This window comes from Sphingomonas sp. P4_G3, from assembly GCF_056401105.1.
This window is the reverse complement of the sequence record NZ_JBFUJZ010000001.1, coordinates 110,001-121,795: the sequence shown is the minus strand read 5'-3', so window position 1 is coordinate 121,795 and position 11,795 is coordinate 110,001. Positions and strand designations below refer to the sequence as shown.

General features: G+C 66.0%; 11 protein-coding genes (1 of these 11 only partly in view). 4 read left to right on the top strand and 7 right to left on the bottom strand.

The genetic code is table 11. The annotated features are described in order from the left end of the window. Positions 1 to 8: 8 nt before the first annotated feature. Entirely contained in the window at positions 9 to 716 is a 708-nt protein-coding gene (locus tag AC1DQQ_RS00590; RefSeq protein WP_478039812.1) for a hypothetical protein, read from the top strand. An 87-nt stretch (positions 717 to 803) separates the two neighbouring features. On the opposite strand, the gene AC1DQQ_RS00585 is transcribed toward AC1DQQ_RS00590, so the two are convergent. From AC1DQQ_RS00585 to AC1DQQ_RS00555, 7 genes are all read right to left on the bottom strand, one after another. Beyond that, positions 804 to 1,589: an esterase/lipase family protein gene (locus AC1DQQ_RS00585; RefSeq protein WP_478043971.1), complete on the bottom strand. Its 786-nt coding sequence runs from the start codon at positions 1,587 to 1,589 to the stop codon at positions 804 to 806. Between the two features lie 35 nt (positions 1,590 to 1,624). After that, a complete protein-coding gene (locus AC1DQQ_RS00580) occupies positions 1,625 to 2,158 on the bottom strand; it encodes an N-acetyltransferase family protein (RefSeq protein WP_478043970.1) in 534 nt (177 codons plus the stop codon). Next, a complete protein-coding gene (locus tag AC1DQQ_RS00575; protein WP_478043969.1) occupies positions 2,155 to 3,231 on the bottom strand; it encodes an alpha/beta fold hydrolase in 1,077 nt (358 codons plus the stop codon). The genes AC1DQQ_RS00580 and AC1DQQ_RS00575 overlap by 4 nt, the downstream gene beginning before the upstream one ends. A 98-nt stretch (positions 3,232 to 3,329) precedes the next feature. After that, positions 3,330 to 3,677 carry a poly(R)-hydroxyalkanoic acid synthase subunit PhaE gene (locus tag AC1DQQ_RS00570; RefSeq protein WP_478039804.1) on the bottom strand — a complete coding sequence of 116 codons (348 nt, stop codon included), beginning with the start codon at positions 3,675 to 3,677 and terminating at the stop codon, positions 3,330 to 3,332. A 180-nt stretch (positions 3,678 to 3,857) separates the two neighbouring features. After that, positions 3,858 to 4,490, bottom strand: coding sequence for an Isoquinoline 1-oxidoreductase subunit (locus AC1DQQ_RS00565; protein WP_478043968.1), 633 nt, complete (start codon positions 4,488 to 4,490; stop codon positions 3,858 to 3,860). Further along, positions 4,487 to 6,640, bottom strand: coding sequence for a xanthine dehydrogenase family protein molybdopterin-binding subunit (locus AC1DQQ_RS00560; RefSeq protein ID WP_478043967.1), 2,154 nt, complete (start codon positions 6,638 to 6,640; stop codon positions 4,487 to 4,489). The genes AC1DQQ_RS00565 and AC1DQQ_RS00560 overlap by 4 nt, the downstream gene beginning before the upstream one ends. Further along, positions 6,637 to 7,104, bottom strand: a complete 468-nt coding sequence (locus tag AC1DQQ_RS00555; protein ID WP_478043966.1) for a (2Fe-2S)-binding protein — start codon at positions 7,102 to 7,104, stop codon at positions 6,637 to 6,639. The genes AC1DQQ_RS00560 and AC1DQQ_RS00555 overlap by 4 nt, the downstream gene beginning before the upstream one ends. A 100-nt stretch (positions 7,105 to 7,204) precedes the next feature. Here AC1DQQ_RS00555 and AC1DQQ_RS00550 point away from each other — a divergent pair, with 100 nt between their 5' ends. The 3 genes from AC1DQQ_RS00550 to AC1DQQ_RS00540 all read left to right on the top strand — a co-directional run. Beyond that, complete coding sequence (locus AC1DQQ_RS00550; RefSeq protein ID WP_478043965.1) at positions 7,205 to 9,673, top strand: DegT/DnrJ/EryC1/StrS family aminotransferase; 2,469 nt, start codon at positions 7,205 to 7,207, stop codon at positions 9,671 to 9,673. After that, the gene (locus AC1DQQ_RS00545; protein WP_478043964.1) at positions 9,670 to 10,740 is read left to right on the top strand and encodes a glycosyltransferase family 2 protein; all 1,071 of its coding nucleotides are present in this window, start codon (positions 9,670 to 9,672) and stop codon (positions 10,738 to 10,740) included. Before AC1DQQ_RS00550 ends, AC1DQQ_RS00545 begins: the two co-directional genes overlap by 4 nt. An 88-nt stretch (positions 10,741 to 10,828) precedes the next feature. Beyond that, positions 10,829 to 11,795, top strand: the 5' portion of a protein-coding gene (locus tag AC1DQQ_RS00540) for an acyltransferase family protein (RefSeq protein ID WP_478027607.1). Its footprint extends 110 nt past the window's final position; 967 of the gene's 1,077 nt are visible here — the first part of the coding sequence; it begins with the start codon at positions 10,829 to 10,831; its stop codon lies beyond the right edge, outside the window.

The window sequence follows — 11,795 nt, the reverse complement described above, 5'->3', positions numbered from 1 at the left end:
CAAGCGCGATGCGGCGTGGAGCGGCAGCCCTGCTGGCAGCGGTGCTGGCAGGACCTTTGTGTGCTTGTCAGATCAAGGCCCAAGCGCCGCTGAACGACTTTCCGCCGGGGCATTGGTCCGAAACAGGATCGGAAAACTGGCGCATGCCTCACCTGGCGACCGAGTTGACACGCTCCGATCTCGACCATGCCGGTCATGGCGTGGAGCTACGGGTGATATGCTTCGCGGGTTTTGTTGAGGGCCCGCAGGGAGAGATTCCTGATGCTGAGGATGAAATTTACACCGTCGACGGCAGTCTTGGCGAACTCGCAATCGACATTAGGCTGAAAGGCTTGCCGACCGTCGCCGAACTCAAGAATCTCGAATACGGCCAACGCGCGGAGGAACAACGCGCGCCAGGGGTTGACCATAACGGCCCTGACTTCCCGGAAGTCGATCTAAGTGTCGACGATATCCGCGAGAAAGTTAGGATGTCGAACTACGGCAACAGGATCATCGTACCGATCGGCCGAGCGGCGCTCGAAGCCTATCCCCGCCACCTTTCGGAACTCCCATTTCCGTCAATCGGTCACATCCTAACCCATCGGGCCATGCGGATATTCATACCGCTAGCAAATGGCGAATTGCGAAGCGTCTATTTCGACGGCCGTGATCCGACGTGGAGAGCTTTTCTCAGACGGTGCGAAATGGTGCCCGCTACGGAAGACCCTTGGTAGATTCTGCAACGACCCGAGCGGGCGTGAAGAAGTCGGCGGTTGCATCGAGAGTGCGCATTTTCGCCAGTGTCCGCGCGCGGGGCTTGTCTAGGCGTGCCCCGCCGACGGATACACCAACGCCCGCAACCCCGTCCGCTCGAACGGGTGCCAGTCATCCTCCGGCTGCGCCAGACGGTCCGCCACCGCGTAGAGCACGCTGGCGTTGATCCCCAGGCCGCAATGGCTGCCATAGACCTCGATATTGTCGCTGGTGGGTCCAACTTCCTCGCAGCAATTCTGCCACGCCACCACGCCGTCTGCGCGAGAATAGATTGCGGTCGAGGGGACCGGCGGCGGGGCGGAAACCTCGTTCAGTTGCGCCTTGGTGTGATCGTCGTCGATCTTCTGCCCGGTGAACATTTCATAGGCACGCCAGACGTTCGATGCCTTGGGGCTGCCCGAAAAGGGCGAGCCCAGGGTGATGACCTGACGCACCGCGTGCGGGATGCGCTTGGCGACGAGGCGCGCCATCACGCCGCCCAGGCTCCAGCCGACCAGGCTGACTTTCTTGCCGGTCGCCTCGTGCACTTCGAGAATGCGCGCGATCAGTTTCTCGCCTTGGTGACCAATCGCCTTGGGACCGAGATTGCGGCCAAGTTCCCAGGCATGCGCGTCATAGCCGAGCCCTTTGAGGAAGGCGCGCAGCACCGTGGTCGAACGATCGCTGGTGACGAATCCCGGCAGGACCATCACCGGGTGCCCATCGCCGCGCGGCGCGGTGGCGAGCAAGGGTGCGGCCCAGGGCAACGCGCCCAGTTCGGCCAGCGCGCGGGGCAATTCGGTCAGCGCGAGCAGCGCGGAGGGTGGTTTGGTCTGTACGTCAGTCTGCGGCATTGTTGCTCCTTACCCGGCACTTACGCGCCGCCCCCTCATTCGATCCCTGTCGCAGCATGCAGTGCGGCGACGCGCGCGGCGTCGTAGCTCAGGATCGCGACGTCGTGGCTGCGGCCGTCCGCGCCGCGGACCTGGTCCCTGAGCATCGCTTCGGCGCGGAACCCCACGCCTTCGAACAAAGCGATCGACCCGGTCTGATCGACCGTCATCCGCGCGGTCAATTTGGTCAGCCCACGATCCTTGGCGATCATGAAGACCCCCTGGAGCAGATCGCTGCCCAGCCCCGCGCCGCGCCGCCCGGGCGCGACCAGCAGCCGCACTTCGCCGACATGCGCGCTCCAGCTCAGCGGATCGCGGACCAAGGCTGCAGTGGCGACGATCTGCCCGCCATCCTCGGCGATCAGGCTGTCGATCTCGCCGTCCTCGATCGCCTTGAGCCAGGCGGCGACCACGCGCGGTTCGCGCACGTCGCGGCTAAGGAACAGCAGATCGTGTTCGGGCAGCGACCGGGCAAAGCCGACCATCGCCTCGGCATCGGACGCGCGGAAGCGGCGGATGGCATGGCTCATATCGATCGCACTCCCAGCCATTCGACCAGATTAGGCCACAGCCGCTTGATCGCATTGCCACCGGCGACCAGGCTGACGTGCCCGCCCTTGAGCACGATCTCGTTCTTGTCCTTGGAGCCAACCATCCCGACCAACGGTGCCGAGGCGGCGGTCGGCACGATATGGTCATGCTCGGCAGCGACATGGAGGAATGGGACGGTGATGTTGCCGAGATCGACGCGGCGCCCGCCGACCTCGAGGTTGCCCTCGAGCAACTCGTTGCCCCACATCAATTTCTTGGTGGTCTGGCGGAAATACTCGCCCGCCAGCGGCAATGTGTCGGCCGACCAGCGATCGAACATGCGATACGATTTCACGAAATCGTCGTTCCACAGATTGTCGTAGAGCCGGATATTGCCCGCCGCGCGCTGGCCGGGACGCAGCATGTCGAACGCGGTGTAGAGATAGTCGCCCGGGCAATTACCGAACGTGTCGACCAAGCGGTCGACGTCGAAGAAGCGGCGATCGGCCCAGCTCTGGAACATCTCCATCCTGGAGAAGTCCACGGGCGTGGTGAAGGTGACCAGGTTGGCCAGCCCGTCGTCGGGGTGGAGCGACGCCCACAACAGCGACAACACGCCGCCGAAGCAATAAGCGACGACGGTGACGTCATCCTCGCCGCTTTCCTCTTTCACCCGCGCGACCGCGGCCGGCAGGAAATCGAGCACATAGCTTTCGAGGCTGAGGTTGCGCTCGTCGGCGCGCGGCGCGTCCCAGTCGAGCATGAAGACGTCGAAGCCGGCATCGAGCAGATATTCGACCAGGCTCTGGCCGGGCACCATGTCAAAGATGTAGCCGCGATTGGTCGTCGCCATGACCAGCAGCAGCGGCACGCGGTACACGTCGTCGGTGCGCGGGTGATAATGATAGAGCCGCATCGTGCCGCGCTCGATCAACACGTCCTTGGGCGTCGCGCCGAGAATCGGACCGCTCGTCTGGAAATATTCGAGCCCTTTGAGATTGCGCTGCATCGCGCGTTCGAACTCGCGGGCGGCGCCGTCGGCGAGGTCGAAGGCGGCAGTCGCGGTCGCCACTTAATCGTGCTCCTGCGAAAGCAGGAGCCAAGGGCCGCAAGCGACCCGCCCGTTCCCCTGGATTCCTGCGGTCGCAGGAATACGGGCGGGCAACACGGTCAGCTCTTTTTCTCCGGAGGCTTGCGCGTGCGGCTCGGCTTGGGCCGAGCAGGACGTTCGGGCTTGCCGCCGAGCTTGGCCTCGATCCGACCAAGCTGGTCCTCGATCCGCCCCAGGCGCGCAGACAAATCCTCGATCTCGGTCCGGCTCGGCATGTTGGCGGCGGCGAGCGCGCGGGTCATCATCGCGCTGATCGCTTCCTGCGTGCTCATCGTCGCGGCGGTGGCACCGTGCATCGCACGGGTGAATTCGTCGGATCGGGCGAAGTCGCCCCCGACCTTGTTGGCCATCTTCTCCCATTCGCCCAGCATCTCGCGAAAGAACGCGGCTGGATCGGTGCTTGTCATGGGAGCATCCTGAGTCTCGGTGCCGATTACGTCAAGCGAGCATTTTGCTGCGGGTTGAGGTGCGGCGCTGCGAACTCCCCTCCCTTCCAGGGAGGGGTCGGGGGTGGGTGGCGAGCGGAGCGAGCTCCCTTCGGTCGCACCCACCCCTAACCCGTCCCTGGAAGGGAGGGGAATACTGACTCACTTCGGACAGGCCGCCCCGCTTTCCACCCACGCCTTTGTAAGCGCGCCAAACTCGGCCTGCGTCCCCGGCGCGGGGATACGGCCCGGTCCCGGTTTCCAGCCCCAGCCGACCAGCTCATCCTTGCCATTATGGTCGATCAATTGCTCGAGGCTGAGCCCGCCATTCTTCTTCGTATCCTTGATCACCGCGCAGATCTGGCCGAGCGTCAGTCCCTGCCAGGCCATGCTGCGCGGTGCCAAATGCCATTTGGGATTGCCCGGCACCGATCCACCGCCATTGCCGAAGGCGGCGTTGCGCGGACCGTGGCAGGTCGCGCATTCCATCCCCGGCGCGCCGAACCCATCCGGCCCGCGCGTCACCGGCGGCGAATGGAGCAGCATCGCATCGCCCTGGGTCGGGCTGTCGGTGCGCGGATGGCAATTGAGGCAGCGCGGCGACATCAGCACCTTGCCCATTTCGGTGAAGATCGCCGCCGAGCGCGCGTTGCGATCGGCGATGCCGGCGAATGCGCTGGCGGGCTTCAGCCCCGATGCTTCTCCGCCACGCGCGATCGACAGTGGCAGGATGATCACCGAGGCGATGAGCGCGACGACGCCGAAGCGCGGGAGCGAAATCATACCCCGGATCATGCCTTGCCTCCCAGGGTCGCGAGGTTGGAGGGATGAGCAAACGGCAATCGTTCGACCACCTTGCCGGTCAGCCGGCGCCAGGCATTGGCGACCGCGGGCGCGGCCGGCGGCAACCCGGGCTCACCGATCCCGGTCGGATCGGCGGTCGACTTGATGATCGCGACCTCGACATCGGGCATCTCGCCGATCCGCATGGATCGATAGGTGTCGAAGTTCGACTGTTGGACCACCCCGCCCTCGCCCAGCGTGATCTCGGCATAGAGCGCGTGACCCAGGCCATAGCCGATCCCGCCTTCGACCTGCGCGCGCATGACGTTGGGATTGATCGGCACGCCGCAATCGATCGCCGCCCAGATCTTGTGAACCTTGGGCAGCCCGTCAGTGCCGACCGACACTTCGGCGATCTGCGCGACAAAGGATCCGAAACTCTTGTGGAACGCGACGCCGCGGGCGCGGCCGGATTTGGCGGTCAGCCCGCCGGCAAGCTCGGCGACGCGCTTGAGCACGGTCTTGGCGCGCTCTTCCTTCATCAGCGCGAGCCGCGCCTGGATGGGGTCCTGTTTGCCGAGCTCGATCAGCCGGTCGAGGAAGGTCTCCATGACATAGGCCGTGTGGGTGTTGCCGACCGAACGCCACCACAGGGTCGGCACGCCGTTCTTCATCACGTTCACGCCGACGCGGTAATTGGGGAAACCATAGGCCGACTTGGTCAGCCCCTCGACCATCGCATCATCGAACGGCTCCTTGGCGTCGAAAAAGGGCGTCCCGATCATGAACGACTGGCCGGTAGTGATCGTGTCGAGCGCGACGATCGCGCCTTTGGCATCGATCCCGCCGCGCACCTTATGGACCATCAACGGGCGATAGCGGCCGCCAGTGATGTCGTTCTCGCGGGTCCACATATGCTTGACCGCCTGGGTGCCGCCAAGCGCCTTGACCGCCTGGGCGGATTCGACTGCATGGCCCATGTCAGGGGTAGCGCGACGGCCGAAGCTGCCGCCGGCATATTGCTCGTGGAGCGTCATGCCGGCGAAGGGCACGCCGAGTACGCCTGCGACCGCAGCGGTATCGCCGACCTGGAACTGGCTGCCACACCAGAAATCGGCGCCGCCCGCTTTGGGCTCGATCACCGAGTCCATCGGCTCCATCGGCGCGTGCGCCAGGAACGGGAAGACATAGGTCGCCTCGATCGTCTTGGCGGCGCCCGCAAGCGCCTTGGCCGCGTCGCCATTGGCTTCGCATTGCGTGCCGGGATTCGCCGCCTGCGCCATATAATCGCGCAGCATCGCCTCGGTCGACCGCGTCTCGGCCTGGCTAAGATCCCAGTCGACCGTGAGCGCGTTGCGGCCCTTCATCGCCGCATAGGTATCCTTGGCATAGACGACCACACCTTGCGGGATCGGCTTGACCGCGACCACCCCGGGCACCGCCAGCGCCGCCTTGTCGTCGACCGACTTGACCTTGCCGCCGAACGCAGGCGGATGCTGGATCACCGACACGACCATGTTCGGGCGCTTGATGTCCATCGTGAACTGCGCCGCGCCGGTCGATTTGATCAGGCTGTCGATCTTGGGAACGTCGGTGCCGATCAGGGTCCATTGCTCGGGCGTCTTGAGCATTGGCTTGGCGGGGACCGGCATCGTCGCGGCGGCGGCGGCGAGATCGCCGAAGCTCGCTTTCCTAGCGCCATGGCTGACGACGCCCTTGGCTACCTTGATCTCACTCGCGGGCACGTTCCAGGTCTTGGCGGCAGCCGCGACCAGCATCGCGCGCGCCGCGGCGCCGGCATTGCGCATCTGCATCCAGCTATTGGCCATCGCGGTCGAGCCGCCGGTGCCCATCGTGCCGAAGGCAAGGTTCTTGTAGAGCGGGTCGTTGGCCGGCGCGAATTCGACGCGCATCTGGGTCCAATCGGCATCCATCTCGTCGGCGACGATCGTCGTCAGGCCGGTCGCCGGCCCCTGGCCGAACTCGACATGCTTGATCACCACGCTGACCGTGTTGTCGGGCAGAACCCGAACGAAGGCGTTGGGCGCGAAGGTCGGCCCGGCGGGAGCCATTGCTTTCGCGCCGCGCATCGGCAGCATCAGGCCGAGCACCAGGCCGGACCCGGCGAGGAACTGGCGGCGGTCGGTCGCGACGGCGGTCATGCCGACACCTTCGCGCCGGCGGCCGCGTCCTTGATCGCCTGGCGGATACGGACATAGGTCGCGCAGCGGCAGATATTACCCGCCATCCCCGCGTCGATATCGGCATCGGTTGGCTTTGGCTTCTGCGCGAGCAGCCCGATCGCGCTCATCACCTGGCCCGATTGGCAGAAGCCGCATTGCGGCACGTCGATCGCGACCCAGGCCTTTTGCACCGCTTCGGCGATCGGGCCCGAAACGCCCTCGATCGTCGTCACGGCTTTGCCGGCGACCGTGTCGATCGGCGTGACGCAGGACCGCCGGTTCTTGCCGTCGAGATGGACGGTGCAGGCGCCGCATTGCGCGATGCCGCAGCCATATTTGGTGCCGGTCAGCCCGGCATGATCGCGGATCACCCAGAGCAACGGCGTGTCTGGATCGCCATCGAACGACATGTGCTTGCCGTTGAGGAGGAATTCGACCGCCATGCCAGCGTCTCCTTGGTGTTCTCTTGAGAAGGTTAGCCACGCAACTGTCCGCCGCCAAGCGTAACCTGTTTTTAGGTCCACGCCGCTAAGCCGGACGGCGATGGTTCAACTCCGCTACCCGCTGGTCGATCCCAATCCGCCGCGCCTCAGCGAGCATCTCGACGTGCTGACGCGCGTCGAGCAATCGGGCATTTATTCGAACAACGGGCCGGAACTTCGCGCCTTCGAGGCGGAAGCGACCGATCGCCTGTTCGGCGGCCAGGGCGCGTGCCTCGGCGTGGCCAATGCGACGCTGGGCCTGATGCTCGCAATCCGTCAGGCGATGGGGCGCGAGCGCGGCGCGGGCAAGCTCGCGCTGATGCCCGCCTTCACCTTCGCCGCGACCGCGCAAGCCGCCGAATGGTGCGCACTGACCCCGCTGCTCGCCGATATCGACCCCGACGACTGGTCGATGTGCGCCGCCGCCGAGGAGCGCCTGCTTCAAAAGCATGCCGGGCAGATCGCGGTCGTGGTACCCTATGCGACATTCGGCAATGCGATCGACCTCGACCGCTATGCCTGGATGATGCGGCGGCACCAGGTTGGCGTGGTCGTGGATGCCGCCGCCTCACTCGGCACGATCGATACCGACGGCCAGGGATTCGGCGCGGGTGCACCCTTCCCGATCGTCTATTCGCTGCACGCCACCAAGACGTTCGCTGTCGCCGAGGGCGGGTTGATCCATTGCGGCGACCCGACCCTGATCGACGAACTGCGCGCGATGGCGAATTTCGGTTTCGCCGGCAGCCGCTCGGCGGCGATGCCGGGAATGAACGCCAAAATGTCCGAATTGGTCGCGGCGATGGCGCGGCTGAAGCTCGCCCAATTGGACGATGTGGCCGCACGCCGCGCGGAGATCGAAGCAAGCTATCGTCAAACGCTCGACGGCATGACGTTGCAAGCGGTCGAGGGGGCGCGCCGAGCGCTGCAATTCATGCCGGCTTTGCTCCCAGACCAGATCGATCGCGACCGTTTCGTCGCCGCGCTGGCCGCGGACGGCATCGGCTGCGGCACCTATTTTAGCCCGCATCTCGGCCAGCAGCCGTGGATCCGCGATCACGCCGTCGTCGGTCCGACCCCGGCCGCCGACCGTGTCGCCGATCGCATCGTCTCGCTCCCCATTTCCGATCGCATGACCGCGGCCGACGCGCACCACATCGCGGCGCGGGTCAATGCTGCGATCCGCGCCCAGGGCAGGCCGGCGAGCGCGCGCGACGTCGACGCGATGCTGATCGTCGGTGGTGGTCCGGCCGGGACCGCGCTCCTCACCGCCGCGTCGAAACAGGATCGGCTGGTTGCGCTCGCGCGGGCGGGCCTGACCGTCGTCGAACGCGACGATGCGCTCGGCGGCGGGCGGCTGGGGCAATATGCGATTTCATCGGATTCGACCGCGGAGACCTTTTTGTCGGCGGTCAGGAATAATCCGCACCCGGAGATCGCCGCGCTGATCGACCATCCGGCGGCACGGCAGGTCGCCAGGTTCGTCGACGCGCTCGGAGTACCGCTGAGCGATGCCGGCCCGTTGCTGCGCGTGACCGGCGACCGGCTCGGCGCGATCGTCGCGGCCAATGGCGGCAATGTCGCCACCGGGCACGAAGTGGTCGAAGCGCGGCGCTCGCCGCAGGGCGGCTGGACGACGCGGCTGCGGCGGCTGGCCGACGGCAGCGAGAGCGAGCGGCGATCGCATAACATCGTGATCGCGACCGGCGGGCACCAACCGCTCGACGAGCTGGTGGCGCGCGAGGTCGCGGGCGCGCCATTGCACCGCTTCGCCGACGGCCGTCTGATCCAGTCCGACGAATTGCTCGCCTTGGGCGGGCTCGATCGCGCGGCCGATTTGCTGCGCAGCAAACGCAATCCAAAAGTGGCGGTTATCGGCGGCTCGACCAGCGCGCTCGCCAGCGTCGCGTTGCTGTTGCGCAGCCGTCCCGGGATCGCCTTTGGCGCGGGCGGCATCACCCTGCTCCATCGCCGGCCGCTGCGGCCGTTCTATCATAGCGACGCCGCGGCGCGGGCGGACAATTTCACCGATTTCGGCCCCGACGACATCTGCCCGGTATCGGGGTTCGTCTATCGCCTCGGTGGCTTTAGGCTGGAAGCACGAGAGCTCGTGCTGCGCATGCTGCAGGTCGACGGCCGCGTGCCGGATCCCCGCGTGGCGATGCATCGGATCGCGGATGATGACGTCGAGGCGCGAACGATCGTCGAGACTGCAGATCTGGTGATCGCTGCCTTGGGCTATCGCCCGCGCGCTTTATCCCTGCTCGACACCGACGGAACGCCGGTCGCGCTGGCGGCGCATGCCGGGCGGCCGATGGTCGACCGTTATTGCCGCATCCTCGACGCCCACGACCAGCCGATCCCGGGCGCGTTCGGCATCGGGCTCGCGGCCGGGTTCGTGCCCTGGGGTCGGATGGGCGGCGAGACAAGCTTCCGCGGCCAGGCCAATGGCCTGTGGCAATGGCAGAACGATGTCGGCCAGATGATCGTCGATCAGGTGCTGGGCGAGCGCCAAAGGGCGGTGGCATGAGCGGCCCGCAGACCGACCCGACCGTCAGCGTGGTGATGGCCGCCTATAACGGTGCGACGCTGATTGGGGAGACGCTCGACAGCCTATGGGCGCAGAGCTTCGCCGATTTCGAAGTGATCGTGGTCGACGATTGCTCGACCGACGACACCCTCGCAGTGCTGCGTGCCTGTCCCGACCCTCGCCTTCGCGTCATCGCGGCGGAGCGGAATGCCGGCCCGGTGCGCAGCCGCAACCGCGCCTTCGCCGAGGCGCGCGGGCGCTATATCGCCGGGCTCGACCAGGACGATATCTGCCTGCCCGGCCGGTTCGAGCGCCAGGTCGCCTTTCTCGACGCACATCCCGGCATCGCCTTGGTCGCGGCGAGCGCCGCGATTCTCGAGAACGGCGCGGTTACGTCGAGCATCAAGTCGCCGGTGACGACGCCGCGGCTGGTCGAATGGCTGTTATGGATCGAGAATCCGCTGGTCTGGTCGACCGTCATGCTGCGCCGCAACCGCGTTTCGCCGAATGACGAATTCACCCGGCCCGATTATCTCTATGCCGAGGATTTCGACCTCTATCACCGGATGGCGTGTCAGGGAGGGATCGCCCGGATCGACGATCCGCTGCTGCTCTATCGCAAGCATGGCGGCGGCGCGTCGCAGCTCTATGCCGAGACGATGAGCACCAACGCGATGCGGGTGCTCGCGGAAAGCTATGCGACCGAAGGGTTCGACGATGCCGAGGTTGGCGCCAAGCTGATCATCGAGCATCTGATGCGCGCCGTACCCGTCTACGACCGCGCCACCTTCGAGCGGCTGGGCCATACGATCGGCGCGCTGCAGGCGCATTTCATCGCCACGCGCGAGGTCGATGCGGACAGTTTGAGGATGATCCGCTGGGAATCGGCGCTGCGCTGGGGCCGCGTGGTCCGCGCCGGGCTCAGGGCCGGCACGATCGGGCTGATGGCGGCCATGGCGGTGCGGCCCGACCATCTCGGCATGGGCTATTCGAGCATGGAGGAACTGGTCGGCTCGCGGCTGATCGGCGGTGCGCGAACGGCTGTCGGGAAAGGCCGCGCCGCGTAAGGCGCCAGCTCGGCCAAACGCCGGCGCCATATCGCTTGCCATCGGCCGCGCCGCGCGCGATGCCTCGTCGGATTGAGAAGGGGGCAATGTGTCGAACCGCACCGGTGGCGCCGATCTGATCGGGCCGCTTACCAGCATCCGCTTCTTCGCCGCGTTCGCGGTCGTCCTTTATCATTCGGGCGCAGCCTTCGCCGCCGCCAGCCCGCACATCGCCACGCCGCTCAAGACATTGCTGTTGAACGGCTATCTTGGCGTGACCTTCTTCTTCGTGCTGTCGGGATTCATCCTGCACCTGACCTATCGCGGCAGGATCGCGACATCGAACCAGATCAAACGGTTCGGGATCGCACGTTTTGCGCGGCTCTATCCGGTATATGTGCTCGCGGTGCTGGCGATGCTGCCGTTCGCGACGCTCAAGGGCTGGGCGGATGTGCCGCAGTTCCTGCTGATCCACTGGTGGATCCCCAATGGCGCGCTCGGCTGGAACGACTGGAACATGCCGACCTGGACGCTGTCGGTCGAATTCTTCTTCTATCTCTGCTTCCCGCTCCTCTCGCGCCTGGCCGAGAGGCTGGGGAGCGGATCGCTATTGCTGCTGATCGCCGCCTTGCTCGCGTTCGCCGCGATCACCGGCAGTTCGGCGCTGATCGACAATCAGTTCGCGTTGTTCGCCTGGATGAAGTGGACGCCGGTGCCATTGCTCCGCCTGCCCGAATTCCTGATCGGTGTGTTCGTCGCGGAACTGCACCTCAGGGGTCATAGGATGCGGATACCCGCCTGGCCGATCGCCTTGCTGCTGGTCGTGGGTCTGGCTCTCGCGACATCGCCGCGGATCGCGGCGTTCGCGACCGCGATGTCGGCGCTGTTGATCATGGCGATCGCCGGCGACCAGCAGTCCCGCTTCGCCCGCGCCTTGAGCGCCCGCTGGTTGGTCCTGCTCGGTGCCGCGAGCTACGCTTTGTACCTGATGCACCAGCCGGTCCATTTCGCGGTACTGGCGCTGCTCGGATCGTCCAAGGCGATGGTCGCGCTGCAATATCCGATCCTGATCGCAG